Source organism: Deinococcus sp. KSM4-11 (genome assembly GCF_004801415.1).
In the GTDB taxonomy this organism is placed as follows: Bacteria; Deinococcota; Deinococci; order Deinococcales; family Deinococcaceae; genus Deinococcus.
Map to the genome: position 1 here is coordinate 1,094,717 of NZ_SSNX01000001.1, position 20,398 is coordinate 1,115,114.

The following is a 20,398-nucleotide window of genomic DNA, read 5'->3' on the forward strand; positions in this document are numbered from 1 at the left end:
TTCTGCGGGCGGTGACCACCACCACCCCTGCTCGTGAATCTGTTCACAGGAGATATTGAATGAAGACCCTGATTCTTGGTGCCGGCTACGCGGGCCTCGCCGTGGCCACGAAACTCAAGCCCACGCCCGACATGGACAGCCTGCTCATCGAGCAGAACGCCTACCACACCTTCGAAACGCGCCTGCACGAGGCCGCGGCCCACAACACCCGCGTGACCCTGCCGCTCGCCCCGCTTCTCAAGGGCACCGGCGTGAACCTCGAACAGGCGCAGGTGGACAGCGTCGACCTCGACCACAAGGAAGTGAAGCTCAAGGATGGCCGCGTGCTCACCTACGACACGCTGGTCATCGGCCTGGGTTCCGTCACGAACTTCTACCGCATTCCCGGCCTGTCCGAGAACGCCACGGAACTCAAGCAGCTCAGCGACGCCGACGAGATCTTCAACTTCGTGAACCGCGCCTACAGCAGCGACTACAAGGGCAACCGCGACATCGTGGTCGGTGGCGCCGGCCTGACCGGCGTGGAACTCGTGACCGAGCTGGCCCAGCGGGCCGCGCTGCTCACCAAGGAACGCGGCCTGCCGCCCTTCAAAATCCACCTCGTCGAGGCTGGCCCCAAGATCCTGCCGGTGCTGGATGACGCGCTGCGCGGCAAGGCCATGCGCACCCTGGAGGAGTACGGCATCAACGTGCTCGTCGGCCACCGCCTCATGCAGGCCACCGCCGACAGCGTGACCGTGCAGCAGGCCGACGGCACCCAGACGGTCATTCCCGCCGGGAAGATCATCTGGACCGGCGGCATCCAGGCGCGCGACATCACCACGGGTGCAAATCTGGAGAAAGGCCCCGGCGGGCGCATCGTCGTGGATGAATTCCTGCGGGCCAAGGGGTACCCGGAAGTGTTCATCGTCGGGGACATGGGCCTGGGGCTGAACCAGGAAGGTAAGCCCGTTCCCACCACCGCGCAGCACGCGGGGCAGCAGGGCCGTCTGACCGGCAAGAACCTGATGCGCCAGTCACGCGGTGAGGAGCTGGAACCCTACGAGCCCACCACCCTGGGCGAATTCGTGAGCCTCGGCGGCCTGATGGCCGTCGGCTGGATGAAGCTCCCGTGGAACCAGAAGCTCGCCATGACCGGTGGTCTCGCACACGTCATGAAGCGCGCGTCCGAATGGCGCTGGCGCGTCAGCATCGACTGATTGGTCGTTCGGACTGAGGCTGGGGCCACGTGCTCCAGCCTTTGTCGTTGCCTCGGATAGTGTGTGGTGATACCCAGGCCGGCTGGGCTTGACAAGGCGGCTGCCCAGGCAGACTATGTAGACAGACATAGCTATGCAGGGGCGGCAACCACGCGGGACGCCACGCGGCCAAACCCCCACCCACGCCCACCCGGAGACTCCATGAATCCCGACTTGCTGCGCGGCAACCTCGATCTGATCCTGCTGACCATCCTGGAGCACCAGCCCCTGTACGGCTTCGCCATCATTCAAGAAGCCAGAGACCGCACCGGCGGGTACTTTGATTTCAAGGAGGGCAGCCTGTACCCTGCCCTGCACCGCCTGGAACACGACGGCCTGCTGGGCGCCCTGATCGGCGAGGCCGGGCGCAACGGCAAGCCGCGCAAGTACTACGCGATCACCGACCAGGGCCGGGCACTCCTCGAATCCAAACGGCAGGAATTCAACGCCTTTACCAGCGCCGTGCATCGGCTGTGTGGAACCGGCACGTGACCACCACAGTCGCCCAGCCCGATGCCCTGGGCGCCTATCTGCGCCGCGCCACCTGGGGCCTGCCCGAAGCCTGCCGACAGGAACTGTGGGACGAGCTGGAAGAACATGTCCTGACGCGCGCCGACCACCTCACCCTGACCGGCCTTGACCCCACTCAGGCCCTGGCCCAGGCGATCCGGGAACTCGGCCCGCCCGCCCGCGTGACCCTGGGCATGGCAAAGGTCTATACCACGCCGAAACTACTGATTGCCGCCGGAAGCCTCGCCTTCGTCGTCAGCACCGGCATCTATGCGCTGGCCGGAGGGGGTGAAAACGTTCCAACCATCGAACTCCCCGTTGTACTTGAGGTACCCGCCAAACCGCAATGCGTCCGTGGAACTAATCCCAGGGATCCCAACCTGCACATCATCAGCGAGAAAGACGGCGTCACCTGCTACCGATCTGGCCAGCCGTTGAAAGGCGTCTTCATGCGGCACACCGACCTCCAGAAGGTTGTTCAGGCACAGGGAGGCGAGACAACGATCCTCAAGGACGGCCGCCTGAAGGTCAGCTATCCGGGTGCAGGTTGGTTCACCACCGACACCTACTTCACGGTGAACCAGCAAAGGTACTACTACGCCTCTCCGTTGGCATCCTCGCTGATGACTTCAGCTCGTCCCAATGCCATCACACTCAGTGGATATAAGCAGCCCGTCCTGACTGTTGGTGGCCTCCGCATCAATTTCGGAAGTGGAAGCCAGCAGTTGGGACAGAATTTCTACAACGGACTTAGTTCGGAACTTGTCAACACCCTCATCGGCACACCACCAGCCGAGGGAACCAGCGTCACACTCAACAACTACAGTACCTGGGATGACACAGTTCCAGGCACCAAGCAACGCGTTCAGACCACCCTGAAACCCGATGAGGTCGTGATGGCCGTCCTCAAACGGACTGGAAACAACTACGTGACGTTGTTTTCGCCAGTCGCGCCAGACGGCACGGTGACGTTTGACCGTGCGCCTGACCATGTCCGTTTCGTGTCCAGCCTGGATCAGCTCGGCCCCTACCCCTCGGGCGGACGCATCAATGCCCTCCTCGTCCGCGTCACCAACCTCCCTGTGAGCGACCTCAGATCCGGCATTTTCGTCCCGGCCCAGGCCACGTCCGACGCCCGCTAATCCACGCCCTCACGGCGCCCAGTCCATTCCTCCAGCAGGTACTGGAGTCTGGTCTGGGCGTTGTCCTGACTGCCGTACACGCTGCGGATCAAGGCGCCGCCGGGCGCGAAAGCCAGCCAGTGCGGCGTGCCCTCGATCTGCCACGCGCGGGCGAGATCGCCCGAGACGTCAAGGGCGACAGGGCAAGGGAGCTTTGCATAGTCGCGGGCGAACTTCGTTAGGGTGGGCACCACGTCTTCCCTGGGCAGCAACCGGTGGCCATAGCTAGTGTGAACGGCCAAGAGCGTGACCGAGTCGCCGAATTCGGCGTGCAGGCGTTTGAGGAAGGCCACGTGAGACGCAGCCGGGGCATTCGAGGTTGAAGGTCATGAGCAGGCCAGGCCGTGTCCAGCTGGTCGGCGGAGGAACCGGGTCGCCTGAAATGAAGTCAGCGGGGGCAGGCCAGTCCATGCGGTTCAGGGTACCCGGGCTTTATCCTGGGCGGCATGAAGCGTTCCCTGATGATCCTGTCGGTGCTGGTGGTCTCGTCTGTCTCGCTCGCAGCGTCCGTGGCCGATGTGAAGAAGAAGGGCGTGCTGGTGCTGGGTACCGATCCGACCTTCGCGCCGTTCGAGTTCAAGGGGTCGGACGGGCAGATCCAGGGCTTCGATATCGACATCGCGCGGGCGGTGGCGAAGGATCTGGGCGTGAAACTGGAGATCCGCGCGGTGGGGTTCGGGGCGCTGATGCCGCAGTCGGTGACGTCCGGACGGGTGGACATGGCCATGAGTGGCATCACGATCACGGCGGAGCGGGGGAAGGTGGTGGGGTTCAGCGGGCCGTACTACCGCTCGGCGCAGGTCTTTATCGTGAAGGCCGGCAATCCTGGGAAGTTCGCGTGGCCGAGCGATGTGAAGGGCAAGGCGATCGGGGTGCAGGCGAACACCACCGGGCAGTTCACGGCGAACGACCTGCTCAAGCCCAAGGGCGCGACCCTGAAGGTGTACGACGACTTCGCTGCCGGGCTGGCCGACGTGCGCGCGGGCCGGATCGCGGCGTTGATCGGGGACGCGCCGACGGTGGACGACCTGAAAAAGCGCCTGCCGGGGCAGTTCGACAAGGCGGGAGCGGATCTGGCGGCCGAGGACTACGGCATGGTGTTTGCCAAGGGCAGCGATCTGGCGGCGGCGGCGAACAAGACCCTGGCGCGGTTGAAGGCGAACGGCGAGTATCAGGCCCTGCTGAACAAGTGGATCGTCCAGAAGTAAGGGTGGGCGGGTGCTGACGCTGCTGATGGTTCTAGGTGTGGCCCTGGCCGTGTACGGGGTGATGCGGGCCATCCGCGCGGGCGGCCCTTTGCCACTGATATACAGGCCGCTCTCGGGCGTGCAGGAGCGGCAGTGGGAAGAGCGCATCCTGCGCCTCACGCGCGGGAACAGGGGCGCGCTGGAGCGGGCAGTTACGGCCCGGCGCCGGCGATTCCCGCAGGCGTCGCGGCTGGACCTTCTGAAGCTGGTTCACGACGAGTATGTGAAAGACCGCGAGTGAGCTGCGCCGTGCAGCGTAGACTGACCGGCGCATGAGCGACCTGCTCACGGGATTCCGGACGATTCTTTCAGGCGATTACCCCCAGCTGCTGCTGTCGGGGCTGGGCCTTACGCTGGCCGTGAGCCTGTGTGCGCTGCTGGTGTCGGTGGTGGTCGGCACGGTTCTGGGCGTGGTGCGGGTGTTCCGGGTGCCGGTGCTCGGCCTCGTCGGGAACGGGTACGTGGAGGTCGTGCGCGGGATTCCGCTGATCGTCCTGCTGTCGGTCGTGTACTACGGCCTGCCCGCGCTGGGCGTCACACTGGATGGATTTCCGGCGGCCGTCCTGGCGCTGGGCCTGTACTCGGCGGCCTATACCAGCGAGATCGTGCGTGGCGGGCTGACCAGCGTGCCCAGCGGGCAGACGGAGGCGGCGCGCAGTCTGGGCCTGAGCCGCGTGCAGGCCCTGCGTTTCGTGGTGCTGCCGCAGGCGTGGCGGGTGGCGTTGCCCGCCCTCGGGAACGAGTTCGTGTCGCTGATCCTGGGCAGTTCCCTGGCCAGTGCCGTGACCCTGCAGGAACTGTTCGCGCAGGGCAAGAACATCACCAGCGTCACCTACCGGCAGTTCGAGGTGTACGCCGTGCTGGCCGTGGTGTACTTCCTGCTGACTTTCACCCTCACACGCGTGGTGCGGGCGCTGGAGCGCCGCCAGAGCCGGGGACAGGTGCTCCCGGATCGCCGCGTGATCTGAGCAGTTCAGGTCGCGTCCTGGGCATCGGCCCAGGCGATCACAGCGGCGCTCTGGTAGGCGGCCAGGCCTGCTCGGGCCGTGTCGATGTTCCGGGTGAAGCGCTCGTCCTGCACCCACATCTGCGCCAGGCCGCGCATCATGGCCGGTGGCGCGTCGTAGTAACGGCTGTGGATGTGCGCGTGGTGCCGGGCCGCGACCTGCTGGGCGGCGGGGCTGTCCGGCGGGGTACCCGCGTCGATCAGGGCCACATACGCGGCCGAGATGGCGTCCATCTCGGCCCGCACGGCCTCCCAGTCGGCCTTCGTGTAGCGGGCGGTGCGGGCCTTGCTCTGGCGGTAGGCGTCCGTGTCGCCCCAGCGCTGCTGAACCTCGGGCTCGTACTGCTCCGGGTCGAAATCCCCGAATACCTGTTTGATGTCGTCGTTGGTCATGAGCTGCACTCCTTCACCGCGTTCGGCGGATCGCAGAAAGGCCTGAACCTGCTCCAGGCGGATGCGCGTGCGGTCGAGCTGTTCCCGCAGTAGGGCGGCCTGGGTGCGCAGGGCCGCGACCTCGGCGTCTCCCGATGCGTTCAGCAGCCGGGAGATCTCGGCCAGCGGAAAGCCCAGGTCGCGGTAGGTGAGGATGCGGTAGAGCCGGGCCAGGTCGGCGGGGCCGTACAGCCGGTAGCCCGCGTCGGTGCGCTCCTGTGGGCACAGCAGGCCGATGTCGTCGTAATGGTGCAGAGTACGGATGCTGACGCGGGTGAGCACGGCGACCTCGCCCACAGTCCAGTGGGCGGTACTGAGGGTGGGGGTGGCCTCCATGCCCGGCAGCGTACGTCCTGACGCGGCGTGAGGGTCAAGGGGCCGCGTATGCTCGCTGACATGACCGCACCGCCCACTGACCTGGAGACCATGGCGCTGGCGGGGCGCGAACGGGCGGTCTTCACCCGGCCCCCAGGGCTGCGCGGCGTGGAGCTGCTGTCGGCGACCTTCGTCAGCCACCGCTACCTGCCGCACGCGCACGACACTGTGGCGCTGGCCCTGATCGAGCGGGGCGCCGAGCGGTACCGGTACCGGGGCGCGCAGGTGCGGGCCGGCGTGGGCGAGGTGGCGACCGTGCTGCCGGGCGAAATGCACACGGGGGAGGCGGTCACGCCCGACGGGTGGTCTTACCGCGTGCTGTACCTGCATCCAGACTGGCTGGTCGGCGCGGATGGGCGCCCCCTGGCCGGCTTCCGGAACGACGTCCTGGCCGACGCCGCCCTGAGCCGGGCGCTGAGGCGGGCGCACCGGGCGCTGCTGTCGGCCGACGCGACCACCCTCGCGCGCGAGACGGTATTGCACGGCGTGATCGACCACCTGTCTGTCCACGCCGACCACAGGATCGGCCGGGAGTTGCCCAGGGTTCCGGAGGCCGTATGGTCGGTGAAGGCCCGGCTGGACGCGACCCCGGAGGCCGCCGTCAGCTTGAGCGACCTGGCGGCGGGGGTGGGCCTGAGCGCCTCTCACCTGAGCCGGTCGTTCACGCAGAGCGTGGGCGCGCCCCCCCACGCGTACCAGATGGCGGCGCGCGTCCGGCTGGCCCGCGCCCTGCTCGACTCGGGCGAGAGTGTCGCCGGAGCGGCGCTCAGGGCAGGCTTCGCAGACCAGAGTCACCTGACCCGCGTGTTCCGGCGGGTAGTGGGACTCACGCCGGGCGTCTACCAGCGGTCTCTGTGAGGGCAGGATCGTACAAGACGCCGGGCGGCCCCGCCCGCTAGCCTGACCTCGATGAGCGAGTCGTTGTCCTTCTGGCCGACCTTCTGGCGCGGCTTCCGCGTGATGGTGCCCCTGTGGCCGGGCATGGTTCCGTTCGCGGTGGCCTACGCGGTCACCGCGCGCGGCGCGGGCCTGAGCGTGTGGGACACCCAGGCGATGAGCCTGACGGTGTTCGCCGGAGCCAGCCAGTTCGCAGCGGCGGGCCTGTTCGCATCCGGGGCGTCGGCGGTGGGGATCGTCCTCACGACGTTTCTGCTGAACGCCCGTCACGTCCTGTACGGCCTGAGTCTGGCCCAGATCCTGCCCCTGTCGCCCCGGCAACGGCTGGTGGCCGCGCAGTTCCTGACGGACGAGGCCTACGGCATGAGCACGGTTCACGGCCCGCGCGACCTGGGCGGTTTGAGTTTCGCCTTCCTGCTGGGCACGGAACTAAGCCTGTACAGCGTGTGGAATGCGTCCACGCTGCTCGGCGCCCTGGCCGGGCAGGTGCTGCCGGATCCGGCGGCGCTGGGGGTGGGCGTGATCTTCCCGCTGGCCTTCCTGATGCTGCTGGTGCCCCTGGTGGCCAGCCGCATGGCGCTGGTCGTGGCGTTGGGGTCCGGACTGGTCGCGTGGGGGCTTTCCCGCCTTCTGCCCGGCGGTCTGGTGATCCTGCTGACCGGGGTGGGCGGCGCGCTGCTGGGGGCGTGGCTGACCACCCGCCGGAGCGCTCCATGAGTCCACTGCTGGTGATCGTTGCGATGTGGGTGGTGACCTACCCGGTGCGCTGGCTGGGGCTGCGGCTGGGAGGGACGCGCTTGCCGCCCTTCTGGCTGGCCTTTCTGCGCTTCGTGCCGGTCAGCGTGTTCGCCGCATTGGTCGTCCCGGAGCTGCTCGGCACGCCGGAGTGGCCACGCCGCGTGGTGGGCGCGCTGGTGGGCGCGGCCCTGATGTGGCGCACGCGGAATCTGGCCCTGGGCATCCTGGGCGGCTTCGCCGCGTACTGGGTGGCCCGGCTGGCCGGCGCGTGATCCGGGCATACGGCGGGAGCGCTCACCTGGGCGCGCTATGCTGGGCGGCGCATGACGAGTCTCCCGCCCTCCCCCACCAGGATCGACGGAAAGTACGACGTGTTGCGCGAACTGTCGCGCCAGGGCAACGTCACCCTGTCCGAGGTGCGCGCCGCACAGGGCGTAACCCGGACGGTCGCATGGTTCGACGTGGCGACCCCCACCGCCCGCCAGGCGTTCCACAGTTACCGGTCCGTGCTCCGCGCCCTGAACCCCGCGGGCCTGACGGATGTGGTGGCGCGTCCCGGCGCGTACTACACGGTGTGGCAGGCCATCGCCGGCGCGCCCCTCTCAGCGTTCCTGGCCCAGAGTGTCCGACCCGCCGAGGCGGTCGAGGCCCTGCGTACTCTGGCCGCCCGGCTGGCCGAGCACGGGTACGCCCTGCCCGACGCGGACGTGGTCGTGGATGGACACGACGCCCGGATCGCGTTCCTGCATGCGCTGGACGCGCCGCGCTCCCCCGAGAACGTGGCGGCCCTGAACACGCAGACGCTCGCCTCGCTCAATGGAGGCCGGGTGCGGCGCCCGCGGCAGCCGGGGGCCTGGCTGGCCTTCGTGCCCGGCCTGCTGTTCCTGGGGGGCGCGGGGTACCTGGGCGCGCAGGCCGCGCAGACGTACCTGAATCCGCCGATACGTGAGGTCACGGACGTGACCGGCCAGGAGGCGCAGGCGGCCGCCCGCAAGCTGAGCGCCCTGGGCTTCCGGGTCGAGTACACGCAGGGCCAGACCGGTGGACGGGCCATCGGGTCGATCATCCGGCAGGATCCGCCCGCCGGAACCAATCTGCCCCTGGGCCGCTTGATCACGCTGACCGTGAACAACCCCCCGGCCACCGAGGTGCCCCGCCTGGAGGAGATGAACGTCTCACAGGCGAAGGATGCCCTGAAAGACCGGGCCATGGTGCTCGGCAAGGTCATCAAGGTCGACGGCACGCTCACGAACACCCCGGAGGGCCGGATCGTGAGCCAGTTGCCGGAACCCGGCTCGTCCGCGCAGCGTGGGCAGCAGGTGCAGGTCATGGTGAGCACCGGCGTGGCCGGCAAGGAAACATGGCTGCCGCTGCTCACGGGCCTCACGGTCGAGCAGGCCAAGCAGCATGCCCGCGCCGCCGGGCTGATCGTCACGCAGGTCAAGGAGCAGCCGAGCGAGAAGGACGCGGGCACGGTGCTCGGGCAGACGCCCGCCGCCTTCGTGCGCGTGGCCTCGGGCAGTCCGGTCGTGCTCACGGTGGCCGTCGCCCGCTACAGCGCGCCCAGCCGCCCGGCCGACAGCCTGCCGCTGCCGCCCGTGTACGTTCCACCGACCCCCGTTCAGCCCGAACCCGCGCAGCCGGAGGTGCCGGCCCAGCCGGAAGCGCCCGCACCGGATTCCACGACCACACCATCCACCACACCGACCGATGGCTCCACGGCGCCGGTCGTTCCCGTGACACCAGAGACCATTCCGGCCACACCCGGCACCTCGACCCCGGACACCACCGCCCCGACGACCGGCACGTCCAGCCCAACCCCGACCAGCCCCGACGCCACGCCCGCCGCAACCACGCCCGACACGGCCGCGCGCACGGTGACCTTCCGCTACACCTTCCCGGCGAACCTGCCCGACGGCTCGTACTCCGTGGTCGTGAAGGATGCAAACGGCGAGAGGCAGATCATGCCGGCCGCCGACGCCGGCGTGCTGCGCGGTCTGGCCGCCACCAGCGCGGAGGCGCCCGTGACCGGCGACGCCGTGTTCATCATCCGCAAGGACGGCGTGGATTTCGCCACCGTGACGCCCTGAGCGCCGTGATAGCCCTGAAGGCATGATCTACCTCGACTACGCTGCGACCCATCCGATGCGGCGGGAAGCGCTCGACGCCTACGCACGCGCGGCAGCCCTGCCGGGCAATCCGGCCAGCGTGCACGCGGCCGGTCAGGCGGCGCGTGAACGTCTGGAAGAGGGCCGGGCGCGGGTGGCCGCCGCGTTCGGCGTCGATCCGCGCACGCTGATCGCCAACAGTGGCGGCACCGAGGGTGACAATCACGTCCTGATCGGTACTGCGCGGTCGTGGCAGGACAGACACAGCCGCCCTGGCCACATGATCACCACGCCCACTGAGCACTCGGCGGTTCTGGCCCCCGCCCGCTGGTTGCAGGCGCAGGGCTGGGAGGTGACGTTCCTGACGCCGGATCGGCATGGCCGCTACGATCCGGTCGAACTCGCGGGCGCCCTGCGGGACGACACGGCCCTGGTGTCCGTCCACCACGCGAACAACGAGCTTGGCAGCGTGCAGGACACTGCGGCCCTCTGCGCCGTGGCCCGAGACCGCGGGGTGCCCTACCACACGGATGCCGTGCAGGCCCCCGGCGTCCTGCGGGTCGACCTGCCCGGCTGGGGCGTGGATTTCGCGACCTTCAGCGCGCACAAGTGGGGCGGGCCACGCGGCGTGGGATTCGTGTACATCCGACGCGGCACGGTGCTGGCTCCGGTCACGCTGGGTGGCGGGCAGGAGGGCGGCCTGCGCCCCGGCACGCAGGACACAGCGGGTGTCTCTGCGGCGGGCGTGGCCCTGACTGTGGCCGAGGCGGAACGCGAGGCGACCTTCGCCCACCTCCGTATCCTGCGCGAGCGGTTCGTGCAGGCCGTGTCGGACGTTCCCGGCGTGCTGTTCAACCACGCGCCAGACGGCAGTCCGAAGGTCGTGAACCTGACCATTCCCGGCACGGATGGCGAGGCCCTGCTGATGAACCTCGACATGCTTGGCATTGCCGCCAGTGCGGGCAGCGCGTGCAGCGCGGGAACCATGCAGCCCAGCCACGTCCTCACCGCCATCGGCCTGAGCGAAGCGGACGCCCGCTCGTCGCTGCGCTTCAGTTTCGGCGCAGCCACCACAGGGACAGAGGTGGACGAGGCGGCGAGGGCACTGGTTCAGGCGGCCAACTGGAGTCGCACGTAACGACCGCGTTCTGCCCGTTCAGTGGTCGACGATCCAAACCCGCGAGCTGAACGGCGGTGAGTCCGTGACAGCCAGCTCGTCTGCGCCCGGCACCTCGTACCATCCGGCCCACTCGTCCAGCTGTTCCCGCGTGACCGGAAACGTATCGGGCGGGCGCAGCTGGTTGCGGCGTTTCAGGCGATCCCACAACGTGTCGAGGGGCACGTCCAGCACATGCAGCTCGAAGTTCACCCCGAGGGCCGCCGACCGGGTGCGGAACAGGTCGCGTTCCTCCCGCGCCCAGCAGCCGTAATCGAGGATCACGTTCACGCCCAGACCCAGGGCACGGGCCGCCACACCCCACAGCAGGACGGATTCCAGCACCCAGCGTTTCTCGCCCGATTCTCCGGCCCCGAACAGGGGGGTCATCCACTCGTCCGGCGTCAGGCGCAGCGCGGCGTGTTCGACCTCCAGGCGTCGGGCCAGGGTCGTCTTGCCCGCACCGGGCAGACCGATCAGAAGGTACAGGCAGGCGGTCATGCCGCTCAGGGTAAAGGAGGCGGCCCGCTCCACGGTGGAGCGGGCCGCCGGGCAGTGGATCAGCTGAACTGCGCCAGCACCCCTTCCAGCCGCTCCTTCTGCGCGCCGAAGTCGGCCACGCGGCGTTTTTCTTCCTCGATGACCTCGGCCGGAGCGCGGGCCACGAAGCCCTCGTTGTTCAGCTTGCCCTGCGCCTGCTTGATCTGCTTGTCGAACTCGGCGAGGCGTTTTTTCTGCTTGCCGAGCCAGTCGGCAATGTCCACCGTGCCTTCCAGTGGCGCCCGCACCGTCACACCCTGCTCGACCAGGGTCAGCGTGCGGCCCTCCAGGCTGGGCACCAGGGTCACGCGGGCGATGGCCTCCACTACGGCAGCATTGTCATGCACGGTGCCGGCCAGGTCGCCCTCGACGAGGACATTCAGGCGATCCTGCGGGCTCATGCCCAGTTCGTTCTTCAGGCTGCGGGCGGCGGCCACGGCGGCGCGCAGCGCGGTAAACGCCTGGGTGGCCGCCGTGTCGTGCAGCTCAGCGTGCTGGATCGGCCAGGTATGCACGGCAAGCTGCTGCCGGTGCCCGAGCGAGGCGTAGATCTCGCTGGTCACGAAGGGCATGAAGGGGTGCAGGAGTTTCAGGATGTGCTCCAGCACGGCCTTCAGCGTGGCGAGGGTGCCGAGGTTGCCGGCGCTCAGGGCAGGTTTGGCCGCCTCGATGTACCAGTCGCAGAATTCGTCCCAGGTGAAGGCGTAGAGCACGCGGATCGCGGCCCCCAGGTCGAAGTCGTTCAGGTGCGCGGTGGCCTCGGCAGTCACGGAGTTCAGGCGGGAGATGATCCAGCGGTCGGCGAGGCTCAGTTCAGAGCGCTCCTTCAGGGCCGCAATGATGTCGCGGCTGCGTGGCATCGGCCCGGTCGGCGCTTCGGAGGCGGCGCGCACGTAGCGGGTCAGGTCGTCCGTGCCGGTCAGGGCGGCGGTGGCCTCACCCAGGCGCATGCGGGCGAAACGCGCAGCATTCCAGAGCTTGTTCACGAAGTTCCGGCCCTGCTCGAAGCGCCGGGGATCGTGCCGGATGTCCTGACCGCCGGTCGACAGGAACGCGAAGGCGAACCGGCAGGCGTCCACGCCGTACTGGTCGAACAGGTTCAGGGGATCGATGCCGTTGCCCTTGCTCTTGGACATCTTCTGGCCCTTCTCGTCCAGGTACAGGCCGTGCAGCATGACCGTGCTGAAGGGCGACTGGCCGGTCAGGCCATATCCGGCCATCTGCATGCGCGCCACCCAGAAGAACAGGATGTCGTAGCCGGTCACCAGCACCTGCGTGGGGTAGAACTTCCGGAAATCCTCGCTGTCCACGTCCGGCCAGCCGAGGGTGCTGAACGGCCACAGGTTGCTGGAGAACCACGTGTCGAACACGTCCGGATCGCGGGTCAGGGTCAGGTGAGCGTAGCGGGGATCCTGGTCGCAGTCCAGATCGGGATTCTCGGGATCCGGCACGTAGATCGTGCCCTGATCGTCGTACCACGCGGGAATCTGGTGGCCCCACCACAGCTGCCGGCTGATGTTCCAGTCGCGAATGTTCTCCAGCCAGTCACGGTTCACCTTGGCGTAGCGTTCGGGAGTGAGGTGGATCTCGCCCTTCTCCAGGCCGTCCAGCACCTGCTGCGCGAAGGGCTTCATGTGCACGAACCATTGCGTAGACACGATCGGCTCGACGGGTACCTTGGTGCGCTCGCTCAGGCCGATGGCCGTGTCGTGGTCTTCTTCCTCGATCAGGTCGCCGGATTCGGTCAGGGCCTTCACGACGGCCTTGCGCGCGGCGAAGCGTTCCATGCCCCGGAAGGCGTCAGGCACGAGGTCGCCGGTCAGGTTCCCGGTCAGGTCGATTACGCTGGGCCGGGCGAGCCCATGACGCTCCCCGATCTCGAAGTCGGTGGGATCGTGCGCGGGCGTGATCTTCAGGGCACCCACGCCGAACTCCATCTCCACGGCGTCGTCCGCGATGATCGGCACGTAGCGGTCGGTCAGGGGAATGCGGGCTTCGTGACCGATCAGATGCGCGAACCGCTCATCGGTGGGATGCACGGCGATGGCCTGATCCGCGAAGATCGTCTCCGGGCGCACCGTGGCAATGCGGATCTCGCCGGGCTCGCCGTTGCTGGACAGTGCCTGCGGATCGCGCAGTTTGTACGACAGGGTGGTCATCTTGCCCCGTCTCACCTCACGGTCGATCTCCAGTTCGCTCAGGGTGGTCTGCGCGGCCACGTCCCAGTTCACGATCCGCTCGCCCCGGTACGCGGCCCCGTCGTGATAGAGCTTCACGAACTGGTGGCGCACGGCGCGGCTCAGACCCTCGTCCATGGTGAAGCGCTCACGCGTCCAGTCCGCACTTACGCCCAGGCGCGACAGCTGGTTCAGGATCATGCCGCCAGATTCGGCCTTCCACTCCCACACGTTGTCCAGAAAGCGCTCACGGCCCAGGTCATGGCGGGACACGCCCTGCTCGCGCAGCTGCCGCTCCACCACCACCTGCGTGCTGATCCCGGCATGATCCATGCCCGGCAGGTACAGCGCCTCGAAGCCCGCCATGCGCTTGAACCGGATCAGGGTGTCGATCAGGGTGTTGTCCAGCGCGTGCCCCAGGTGCAGATTCCCCGTCACGTTCGGCGGCGGGATCACGATCGTGAACGGTTCCTTGCCGCTGGTGGCATCGGCCCGGAACGGCTCGCTGCGCCAGCGCTGCGCCCACTTCGGCTCGACGGTCTGCGGGTCGAAGGTCTTCGCCAGGGCGGAATCGGTGTCTGGGGCGGCATCGGCAGCCGAGATGGAAGTGGCGTCAGTCATGCGTGGTTCTCCTGAATTGGCGTGGGGAAGATCCTGAATTCGTGAATGGGCGACAGCCAGGGCCGGGCGGCATGGAGGGGGAACCAGCGGAAGGCGACCCGTTCCCCCACCATCGGCCGTTCGCAAGCGGAGGCCAGCGCTGGGGTTCTGCCGGGGACGACGTCGCCCGTTGGCAGCTGTACGCCCGCATCCAGCAGGGCACTTTCGCGCAGGCCACGCGCGACGCTATCCTCGCGGGCCGTGTACTGGCTTGGGTAGAACGTGACCATGCGTTGACCTCCCTCGCTGATCCGGCACCGCGAAACGCCCGTCCGCCGGAGTGCTCCGTGTGCGGACGAGACTCTTGTCCCGTGGTACCACCGCTGTTCCCCACTGCATGTGGGACACTCGTTTCACGCGGTAACGGGCGTACCCGGACGGCTCTACCTTCCTGGCGGAGTTCTGCCGTCATGCTCGCGGGTGACGTTCGCCGGTGGCGTTCCGGCCGGGGCTCTCAATCGCGGCCCTGGCTCCCTGTCGGTGCCCCCCGGGTACTCTTCCCGGTCACTGCGCCTGGAAGTATACGGTTCCGCCGCCCGGACTGCATGTGCCAATTGACGCACCCGGCTGCAGGGCAACGACCAGTGGAAGTCTAGTCACCAGTAGGTGGGTCGGCCAGCTCGTAGCGGTACAACAGGGGTTTTTTCAGGAGGCCGCGCGAAACGGCGATGGTGGCGTGCTGGTACGGTACGCCCGTGACGGTCACATTGCCCTCGAAGTCCTGAAGCTGAGTGCCCAGCCGCACGCCACGCTCCAGCACTTCCAGGGTGCCCTCGGCCCGGCTGAGCACGTCGTACGGATGTTCGATCAGGGTGGTGAGTTTCACCGGTTTGCCGCTCAGACTGCGCAATGGATTCGCGGCATTCCCGAACGTGGCGCGCACCTCGGCAGCAATGCGTTCGCAGGTGACTTTCACGCTCAGCGCGTATTCGCCGATGGGAAACTGCACCTCGCGGATCAGGGTCACGCCGTCACCCTCAGCCTCACGGAAGGCACTGAGCAGCGCCTCGCGGCGATTCCGTAGCAGCGTGACAGGAGCGGCGCTGGCCATGCCCTTGGCGCCCCGTTGCATGGGAAATTCACCACGGCTGATGAAGCGCTCAGCGTGCAGCAGGGTGTCCTCGCGAGACCTGAAGGTGCGGTGCAGCACGTTCTGGTGGGGCGCCCAGGTGTGACCCCGGCGCTCCAGCCAGTCCACCCACAGGTCATAGCGGTCATGGAAGCGCCAGCTGGGGTGCGGCGCCACGCCCGGTGCCGTGCGGGCTGGCTCGTCCCGTCCGGCCGTGGCCTCTTCCCTGCTGCTGGTGGGCCGTGTGATGGCGCTCATGCTTCCTCCGGGGGCACCTGTGGTGCTGATCGCGTTGCCGTGCTGCGCTCAGTCTACCAGGGGAAGGCGCGCAGGACAGGTCGAACAGCGTGGTGGCGAGAAATCGGCCACCTCCCTGCGACCTGTCATCGATACCGTGGCCAGCCGTGAAGGGCGCGACGAGCGGAAGCTGGGCTTAGACCTGTTCGATCAGGCCGGCCATCAGGAACGGGCGCAGGGTATCGAGGACGGCGCGGGGCGACTCGCCGCTGCGTTCGAGCATGACCTGGATGGTGGCGCTGCCTTCCAGCAGGCTCAGGGCACGGTACTGGGTGCGGCTGACGGGTTGCGCGTCTGTCCACTTGTCCGTGAAGCGCAGGCTCCGGCTCCAGTCGGGGAAGGTACGCAGCGCGGTCGTCCAGCCCTCGCTCTCCTCAAGCATGCGGTGCAGGGCCATGTCGCGGCGCAGGCTCAGGGTGCGCTCCGGCGGTTCCACATCCGGCTCGAAGGTGAACAGGCCGCCATCCAGACTGGACAGCAGCTGCAGCGCCGCCTCGCCCTTCAAGGCGTTCGTGCGGGCATGGATGACATCGCCCCGATCGAACCACAGCTGCCCGCCACGTGGATGATCCACGCTGAGACGCCCGGCCCGTCCACTGGTCAGCAGCATCTGCATGACGGACAGGAACGGGAAGACGGTCAGATCGCCGCGCACCATAGAGCCAGAGTGTAGTGTCTTCCACCTGACGAAAGCCTTTCTGCCCACAGACCTTACCGAGGGGCGGTGCTGACCCGATTGAGAGGGTCGCCCGGTGCGGCCGCGGGGCTGCCGGGTGCCAATCTGCCGCCGCGCCGTCGAGCCAGATGAAGTTGACCACGGTGTGGAGGCACCAGCCCTGTCGGGCAGGAATCGCCCCATGAGGCGCTTCGGCATGGCAGCATCTGCACCATGTCCGAGACTGCGCTGGCCACCCTGCTTTCCCTGAGCGCCGCCGACGCGCTTGGAGCGGCGACGGAATTCAAGACCCCGGACGCCATCCTCTCGCGCTATGGCGTGATCGACACTTACCAGCCGGGCAGCGTGTTCGGCTTCGCGCCGGGCGAGGCGACCGACGACTCGCAGATGGTGGTCGCCACCCTGTTCGGGTATGCGCGCCGCACCGGGCACCCGGGGGTACTGGGGGCGCTGCGGGAGTGGCTGGCGGCCGGCCCGCCGGACGTGGGCGCCCTCACGGGCAGTGCCCTTCAGCCGGGCTCGGGATCGACAGCCCGTCTGGACGGCGGCGTGCGGGCTTGGCAGGCGAGCGGGCATCAGAGCGCGGGCAACGGCGGCCTGATGCGGATCGCGGCGGTGTGGATCGCGGGCTTCCGGGGGGAGGCGCTGGCCCGCGAGTCGGCCGTCGTGACGGCTCTCACGCATGCCGATCCGCGCTGCGTGCACGCCTCCGTGTTCCTCACGGCCTTCCTGGAGGCGCTGGACTCCGGGCAGCGCTACGCGGAGGCCGCAGCGCACGGCCTGGCCGTCATGACGGCCCTGGATGCCCGGGCCGTGCTGCTGGATGCTGGCGTGCTGGGCATCGAGATGCGCGAGGCCTTCGCGGCCTTCTGGGCCCAGGATCGGGAAGCCCGCGCGCAGGTGCGGGCCAGGGTTCGCGCCGGGCTGGACGGGCACGTAACCTCGCAAAGTGGGTATGTGCTCGACACGCTGGAGGCGGCCATCGCGCACGCCCGGGCGGAAACGTGGCTGGAGGGCGTGCAGCCCGCCGTGATGCTGGGTGACGACAGCGATACGGTCGCGTGTGTGACGGGTGCACTCCTGGGTGCCCGTGGCCTGCCAACCCCCGAATACCTGCTGTCGGACCTGAGGCTGGGGCATTCCTGGCCAGGTTGGCAGCGCGAGTGGACGTGTGTGCCGCACTTCCCGGAATTGGTGAGCGCGGCGCAGCGGGCATGACAGAGGCAGAGTTCCTGAACACGGTTCGCGAGAACGCGGTGGTCGCGGCGCTCCTCGAGCGTCTGGGATCGCTCGGCACCGACCAGACCTATCTGGTGGCGGGAGCCCTGTTCCAGACGGTGTGGAATGTCCGCAGCGGGCAGCCGCCAGGGAAGCAGATTCTCGATTACGACCTCTTCAATTGGGACGAGGAACTCAGCTTCGAGGCGGAAGACCGAGTGATCCGCCGGGCCGCCCGGCTGTTCGCCGACCTGGGCGTGCAGGTGGAGGTTCGCAACCAGGCGCGGGTGCACATGTGGTTCCCGGAGCGTACCGGCCTGACCCGGCCCGCATTGACCAGCGTCCGGGACGGCATCGATCAGTTCCTGGTGACATGCACCTGCGTGGGCATCGACGAGTCCGGAGCGGTGTATGCCCCGTGCGGTCTGGCCGATCTGGCGGCCGGGCGCCTCCGTCTGAACACGCGGAACCACACCACGGAGCTGTTCACCGCGAAAGTCCAGTCCTACGTGGCGCGGTGGCCGTGGCTTCAGGTCGAGGGCGCACCCTCGCTTCCGCTTTGACCCGAACCTCGTGTATACTTCTTCGGTTGCCCGTGACGTACACCCGGCAGAGCCCGGCAAGACGTGACGGAGGAGGCACCGCATGAAGAAAGACATTCACCCGAAAGCCGTTCCCACCAAGATCATCTTCCAGGGCAAGGTCGTCATGGAGACCCTGAGCACGCGCCCCGAGATTCACGTGGACGTCTGGAGCGGCGTGCACCCCTTCTGGACCGGCGAGGAACGCTTCGTGGATACCGAAGGCCGCGTGGACAAGTTCAACAAGCGCTTCGGCGATTCGTACCGCACCAAGAAGAAGTAAGGTCATCCTTCCTGCAGCGCCCGGCTTTCCACGCCGGGCGCTGCGCTGTTCGGGGGAACCCGTTCCCTCCCGGTCTGGCATACTCGCGGGCGTGCTCAAGTCCCCCTATCACGGCGGTCACCTGGAAGTGATCGTCGGCCCCATGTTCAGCGGCAAGAGCGAGGAACTGATCCGGCGGGTGACGCGCGCCGTGATCGCCCGTCAGCACGTACAGGTGTACAAGCCCGCCCTGGACGACCGCTACCATGCGGCCGCGGTGGCCAGCCACGCGGGCCGCACAGTGGACGCCGTGGCGGTGAGGAGTGCGGCCGACATCCGCGCCCACCTGACCGGCGAGAACGCCCTGCTGGTGGGCGAGCTCCCGCCCCTCCCGGACGTGATCGGCATCGACGAGGTGCAGTTCCTGGACGCCGACGTGGTGGGCCTGGCGCTGGCGCTGGCGGATCAGGGCGTGCGGGTGATCCTGGCGGGTCTGGATCTGGATTTCCGCGCCGAGCCCTTCGGCTTTATGCCGGGGCTGCTGGCCCGTGCCGAGAGCGTCGAGAAGCTCACGGCGATCTGTACGGTGTGCGGTGCTCCGGCCACCCGGTCACAACGCCTGATCGGCGGTCAGCCCGCCCGGTTTGATGATCCGGTGGTGCTGGTGGGGGCCCAGGAGAGTTACGAGGCCCGCTGCCGGGTTCATCACGTGGTGCTAGACAGTGCGTGACTCACACCGCTAGGCCACTTGCCGTCTGAACGATTCTGTAAGCGGGCACACCGTGCGAATCCCCTGAATAGCTGAACGTGGAGCGATACACTTCTGGACGTCTACCCCGAGTCCCCCTCGACGGCCACCGTTGGAGTCCGCCTGCACAGCGTCCCCACAGCCACGCCCGAGCCACCGCAGTCCGCAGACTGGCACCTCAGCCAGCGGCGGATGTTCCTCATCCTGGTCGTGCTGGTGATTGTGGCCAGCGGTGCGGCGCTCGGCCTTCAGCGTCCGCACTACGACCGCCTGGACGTGTGGGCCCTGCCATCCTACGCGCTGGTCATGGTCGCCCTCCAGGCGCTGCTGGCCCTGCGCCGGATTCCCCTCACCACGGCCCTGCGCACCGCGTACCTGGGTGGGGCCATCTACGTGCTGCTGGCGCTCTACCACCAGTTCCAGGTGATGCCGACCACGTCCGTCACCCTGATGGAGAACACGTACTGGTTCGCGGTGATCTACGCCGCCGCGTTCCTGACCTTACCGTCCCGCGCGGCCACGCTGGTGACGAGCGGGGTGCTGCTGCTGGCCGCCGCGATCTGCGCGTGGCACGTGACCCGAACTGTGCCCGCCGCCACGCAGCTCCGGGTGGCGGGGTCGGCGGTGCAGTTCCTGCTGACCGGCGCGGTGCTGATCGTCCTGAACCGCACCATCGGGGTGCAGCACCACCGCCTGATGGCGTCGCGCGCCGCCGCGTTCACGGATGTCCTGACCGGGCTCGCCAACCGCCGCTCGGCCGAGGAACGGCTCGCGGAACTGGCCACGCTGGGAAGCGGCTTCACGCTGGTGATGTTCGACCTCGACCACTTCAAGCAGGTGAACGACACGCATGGGCACGCGACTGGGGATCTGGTGCTCCGGGGTGTGGCGGCCAGCGCCCGGGCCCGCGTACCGTCCGGCGGCCTGGCGGCCCGCTGGGGCGGAGAGGAATTCCTGCTGATCCTGCCCCCACAGCCGAAAGACGCTGTGCAGGCCATGTTGCAGGCGCTGCGCTCGGATCTGAAGGCGCAGCAGCACGGGCCGGTCAGTGGCGTTACGGCCTGCTTCGGCGTGGCCGATGCCCGGCCCGGTGAGCATCCGGATCACGTGCTCGCACGGGCAGACGCCGCCATGTACACCGCCAAGGCACAGGGCCGCAACGACATCCGCCGGTCGGACACCGTGATCCGGCCCGGTCAGCACGATCCGGCGAACTGAGCGCGCACGCTGACCCAGCCGGACTCTGTTTGACTGGAGTCAGAAACGCTGCACTATCATGCCC

Annotated in this window: 23 protein-coding genes; 16 read left to right on the forward strand and 7 right to left on the reverse strand. The window is 68.1% G+C overall.

Annotated elements, in window-relative coordinates; translation table 11 throughout:
• The first annotated feature begins 59 nt into the window (after nucleotides 1-59).
• From E7T09_RS05475 to E7T09_RS05485, 3 genes are all read left to right on the forward strand, one after another.
• The gene (locus E7T09_RS05475; RefSeq protein WP_136388080.1) at nucleotides 60-1,199 is read left to right on the forward strand and encodes an NAD(P)/FAD-dependent oxidoreductase; all 1,140 of its coding nucleotides are present in this window, start codon (nucleotides 60-62) and stop codon (nucleotides 1,197-1,199) included.
• A gap of 201 nt (nucleotides 1,200-1,400) precedes the next feature.
• The gene (locus tag E7T09_RS05480) at nucleotides 1,401-1,730 is read left to right on the forward strand and encodes a PadR family transcriptional regulator (protein ID WP_136388081.1); all 330 of its coding nucleotides are present in this window, start codon (nucleotides 1,401-1,403) and stop codon (nucleotides 1,728-1,730) included.
• On the forward strand, nucleotides 1,727-2,890 hold the full coding sequence (locus E7T09_RS05485) for a permease prefix domain 1-containing protein (protein WP_136388082.1): 1,164 nt from the start codon (nucleotides 1,727-1,729) through the stop codon (nucleotides 2,888-2,890). The genes E7T09_RS05480 and E7T09_RS05485 overlap by 4 nt, the downstream gene beginning before the upstream one ends.
• Here E7T09_RS05485 and E7T09_RS05490 read toward each other — a convergent pair.
• Nucleotides 2,887-3,222, reverse strand: coding sequence for a TlpA family protein disulfide reductase (locus E7T09_RS05490; RefSeq protein WP_370293724.1), 336 nt, complete (start codon nucleotides 3,220-3,222; stop codon nucleotides 2,887-2,889). The two genes, E7T09_RS05485 and E7T09_RS05490, sit on opposite strands and share 4 nt — an antisense overlap.
• A 153-nt stretch (nucleotides 3,223-3,375) precedes the next feature.
• Between E7T09_RS05490 and E7T09_RS05495 the strand changes: the two genes are divergently transcribed.
• The 3 genes from E7T09_RS05495 to E7T09_RS05505 are packed head-to-tail and all read left to right on the forward strand — an operon-like array spanning nucleotide 3,376 to nucleotide 5,144.
• Complete coding sequence (locus E7T09_RS05495) at nucleotides 3,376-4,137, forward strand: ABC transporter substrate-binding protein (RefSeq protein ID WP_136388083.1); 762 nt, start codon at nucleotides 3,376-3,378, stop codon at nucleotides 4,135-4,137.
• Between the two features lie 10 nt (nucleotides 4,138-4,147).
• On the forward strand, nucleotides 4,148-4,417 hold the full coding sequence (locus E7T09_RS05500) for a hypothetical protein (protein WP_136388084.1): 270 nt from the start codon (nucleotides 4,148-4,150) through the stop codon (nucleotides 4,415-4,417).
• Between the two features lie 31 nt (nucleotides 4,418-4,448).
• A complete protein-coding gene (locus E7T09_RS05505; RefSeq protein ID WP_136388085.1) occupies nucleotides 4,449-5,144 on the forward strand; it encodes an amino acid ABC transporter permease in 696 nt (231 codons plus the stop codon).
• A gap of 5 nt (nucleotides 5,145-5,149) precedes the next feature.
• Here the strand turns inward: E7T09_RS05505 and E7T09_RS05510 are convergent, their stop codons facing one another.
• Nucleotides 5,150-5,950: a MerR family transcriptional regulator gene (locus E7T09_RS05510; protein ID WP_136388086.1), complete on the reverse strand. Its 801-nt coding sequence runs from the start codon at nucleotides 5,948-5,950 to the stop codon at nucleotides 5,150-5,152.
• 60 nt (nucleotides 5,951-6,010) lie between these two features.
• On the opposite strand from E7T09_RS05510, the gene E7T09_RS05515 reads away from it, so the two are divergent.
• From E7T09_RS05515 to E7T09_RS05535, 5 genes are read left to right on the forward strand one after another with little or no spacing between them, the layout of a single operon-like run.
• Nucleotides 6,011-6,847: an AraC family transcriptional regulator gene (locus tag E7T09_RS05515; RefSeq protein ID WP_168734709.1), complete on the forward strand. Its 837-nt coding sequence runs from the start codon at nucleotides 6,011-6,013 to the stop codon at nucleotides 6,845-6,847.
• A gap of 51 nt (nucleotides 6,848-6,898) precedes the next feature.
• The gene (locus E7T09_RS05520; protein ID WP_136388088.1) at nucleotides 6,899-7,603 is read left to right on the forward strand and encodes an AzlC family ABC transporter permease; all 705 of its coding nucleotides are present in this window, start codon (nucleotides 6,899-6,901) and stop codon (nucleotides 7,601-7,603) included.
• Entirely contained in the window at nucleotides 7,600-7,896 is a 297-nt protein-coding gene (locus E7T09_RS05525; protein WP_136388089.1) for an AzlD domain-containing protein, read from the forward strand. The genes E7T09_RS05520 and E7T09_RS05525 overlap by 4 nt, the downstream gene beginning before the upstream one ends.
• A 51-nt stretch (nucleotides 7,897-7,947) precedes the next feature.
• Nucleotides 7,948-9,714, forward strand: coding sequence for a PASTA domain-containing protein (locus E7T09_RS05530; RefSeq protein ID WP_136388090.1), 1,767 nt, complete (start codon nucleotides 7,948-7,950; stop codon nucleotides 9,712-9,714).
• A gap of 22 nt (nucleotides 9,715-9,736) precedes the next feature.
• The gene (locus tag E7T09_RS05535; protein WP_136388091.1) at nucleotides 9,737-10,870 is read left to right on the forward strand and encodes a cysteine desulfurase family protein; all 1,134 of its coding nucleotides are present in this window, start codon (nucleotides 9,737-9,739) and stop codon (nucleotides 10,868-10,870) included.
• Nucleotides 10,871-10,888: 18 nt separating this feature from the next.
• On the opposite strand, the gene E7T09_RS05540 is transcribed toward E7T09_RS05535, so the two are convergent.
• The 5 genes from E7T09_RS05540 to E7T09_RS05560 form a co-directional block, all read right to left on the reverse strand.
• Nucleotides 10,889-11,389, reverse strand: a complete 501-nt coding sequence (locus E7T09_RS05540) for an AAA family ATPase (RefSeq protein ID WP_136388092.1) — start codon at nucleotides 11,387-11,389, stop codon at nucleotides 10,889-10,891.
• 59 nt (nucleotides 11,390-11,448) lie between these two features.
• On the reverse strand, nucleotides 11,449-14,226 hold the full coding sequence (locus E7T09_RS05545; RefSeq protein ID WP_136388093.1) for a valine--tRNA ligase: 2,778 nt from the start codon (nucleotides 14,224-14,226) through the stop codon (nucleotides 11,449-11,451).
• Nucleotides 14,223-14,495 carry a hypothetical protein gene (locus tag E7T09_RS05550; protein WP_136388094.1) on the reverse strand — a complete coding sequence of 91 codons (273 nt, stop codon included), beginning with the start codon at nucleotides 14,493-14,495 and terminating at the stop codon, nucleotides 14,223-14,225. Before E7T09_RS05550 ends, E7T09_RS05545 begins: the two co-directional genes overlap by 4 nt.
• A 362-nt stretch (nucleotides 14,496-14,857) precedes the next feature.
• Nucleotides 14,858-15,592 carry a hypothetical protein gene (locus tag E7T09_RS05555; protein WP_240741624.1) on the reverse strand — a complete coding sequence of 245 codons (735 nt, stop codon included), beginning with the start codon at nucleotides 15,590-15,592 and terminating at the stop codon, nucleotides 14,858-14,860.
• 175 nt (nucleotides 15,593-15,767) lie between these two features.
• The gene (locus E7T09_RS05560; protein WP_136388095.1) at nucleotides 15,768-16,289 is read right to left on the reverse strand and encodes a DUF4388 domain-containing protein; all 522 of its coding nucleotides are present in this window, start codon (nucleotides 16,287-16,289) and stop codon (nucleotides 15,768-15,770) included.
• Nucleotides 16,290-16,520: 231 nt separating this feature from the next.
• On the opposite strand from E7T09_RS05560, the gene E7T09_RS05565 reads away from it, so the two are divergent.
• The 5 genes from E7T09_RS05565 to E7T09_RS05585 all read left to right on the forward strand — a co-directional run bounded on the left by E7T09_RS05565 (nucleotide 16,521) and on the right by E7T09_RS05585 (nucleotide 20,334).
• Nucleotides 16,521-17,525, forward strand: coding sequence for an ADP-ribosylglycohydrolase family protein (locus E7T09_RS05565; RefSeq protein ID WP_136388096.1), 1,005 nt, complete (start codon nucleotides 16,521-16,523; stop codon nucleotides 17,523-17,525).
• The gene (locus E7T09_RS05570; protein ID WP_136388097.1) at nucleotides 17,522-18,088 is read left to right on the forward strand and encodes a nucleotidyltransferase family protein; all 567 of its coding nucleotides are present in this window, start codon (nucleotides 17,522-17,524) and stop codon (nucleotides 18,086-18,088) included. Before E7T09_RS05565 ends, E7T09_RS05570 begins: the two co-directional genes overlap by 4 nt.
• A gap of 82 nt (nucleotides 18,089-18,170) precedes the next feature.
• Nucleotides 18,171-18,389 carry a 50S ribosomal protein L31 gene (gene rpmE, locus E7T09_RS05575; protein WP_136388098.1) on the forward strand — a complete coding sequence of 73 codons (219 nt, stop codon included), beginning with the start codon at nucleotides 18,171-18,173 and terminating at the stop codon, nucleotides 18,387-18,389.
• Between the two features lie 91 nt (nucleotides 18,390-18,480).
• Nucleotides 18,481-19,098 (forward strand): thymidine kinase, encoded by a 618-nt coding sequence (locus E7T09_RS05580; protein WP_136388099.1) that lies wholly within the window; start codon nucleotides 18,481-18,483, stop codon nucleotides 19,096-19,098.
• Nucleotides 19,099-19,308: 210 nt separating this feature from the next.
• Nucleotides 19,309-20,334 (forward strand): diguanylate cyclase, encoded by a 1,026-nt coding sequence (locus tag E7T09_RS05585; protein WP_136388100.1) that lies wholly within the window; start codon nucleotides 19,309-19,311, stop codon nucleotides 20,332-20,334.
• Nucleotides 20,335-20,398: the final 64 nt, after the last annotated feature.

Bases quoted from the DNA above. Each gene is read 5' to 3' on its own strand.
- E7T09_RS05540 (WP_136388092.1), bottom strand. From the start codon at position 11,389: ATGACCGCCTGCCTGTACCTTCTGATCGGTCTGCCCGGTGCGGGCAAG.
- E7T09_RS05525 (WP_136388089.1), top strand. From the start codon at position 7,600: ATGAGTCCACTGCTGGTGATCGTTGCGATGTGGGTGGTGACCTACCCG.
- E7T09_RS05475 (WP_136388080.1), top strand. From the start codon at position 60: ATGAAGACCCTGATTCTTGGTGCCGGCTACGCGGGCCTCGCCGTGGCC.
- E7T09_RS05560 (WP_136388095.1), bottom strand. From the start codon at position 16,289: ATGGTGCGCGGCGATCTGACCGTCTTCCCGTTCCTGTCCGTCATGCAG.
- E7T09_RS05515 (WP_168734709.1), top strand. From the start codon at position 6,011: ATGACCGCACCGCCCACTGACCTGGAGACCATGGCGCTGGCGGGGCGC.
- E7T09_RS05505 (WP_136388085.1), top strand. From the start codon at position 4,449: ATGAGCGACCTGCTCACGGGATTCCGGACGATTCTTTCAGGCGATTAC.
- E7T09_RS05585 (WP_136388100.1), top strand. From the start codon at position 19,309: ATGTTCCTCATCCTGGTCGTGCTGGTGATTGTGGCCAGCGGTGCGGCG.
- E7T09_RS05480 (WP_136388081.1), top strand. From the start codon at position 1,401: ATGAATCCCGACTTGCTGCGCGGCAACCTCGATCTGATCCTGCTGACC.
- rpmE (WP_136388098.1), top strand. From the start codon at position 18,171: ATGAAGAAAGACATTCACCCGAAAGCCGTTCCCACCAAGATCATCTTC.
- E7T09_RS05495 (WP_136388083.1), top strand. From the start codon at position 3,376: ATGAAGCGTTCCCTGATGATCCTGTCGGTGCTGGTGGTCTCGTCTGTC.
- E7T09_RS05520 (WP_136388088.1), top strand. From the start codon at position 6,899: ATGAGCGAGTCGTTGTCCTTCTGGCCGACCTTCTGGCGCGGCTTCCGC.
- E7T09_RS05565 (WP_136388096.1), top strand. From the start codon at position 16,521: ATGTCCGAGACTGCGCTGGCCACCCTGCTTTCCCTGAGCGCCGCCGAC.
- E7T09_RS05510 (WP_136388086.1), bottom strand. From the start codon at position 5,950: ATGGAGGCCACCCCCACCCTCAGTACCGCCCACTGGACTGTGGGCGAG.
- E7T09_RS05535 (WP_136388091.1), top strand. From the start codon at position 9,737: ATGATCTACCTCGACTACGCTGCGACCCATCCGATGCGGCGGGAAGCG.
- E7T09_RS05545 (WP_136388093.1), bottom strand. From the start codon at position 14,226: ATGACTGACGCCACTTCCATCTCGGCTGCCGATGCCGCCCCAGACACC.
- E7T09_RS05550 (WP_136388094.1), bottom strand. From the start codon at position 14,495: ATGGTCACGTTCTACCCAAGCCAGTACACGGCCCGCGAGGATAGCGTC.
- E7T09_RS05530 (WP_136388090.1), top strand. From the start codon at position 7,948: ATGACGAGTCTCCCGCCCTCCCCCACCAGGATCGACGGAAAGTACGAC.
- E7T09_RS05555 (WP_240741624.1), bottom strand. From the start codon at position 15,592: ATGAGCGCCATCACACGGCCCACCAGCAGCAGGGAAGAGGCCACGGCC.
- E7T09_RS05570 (WP_136388097.1), top strand. From the start codon at position 17,522: ATGACAGAGGCAGAGTTCCTGAACACGGTTCGCGAGAACGCGGTGGTC.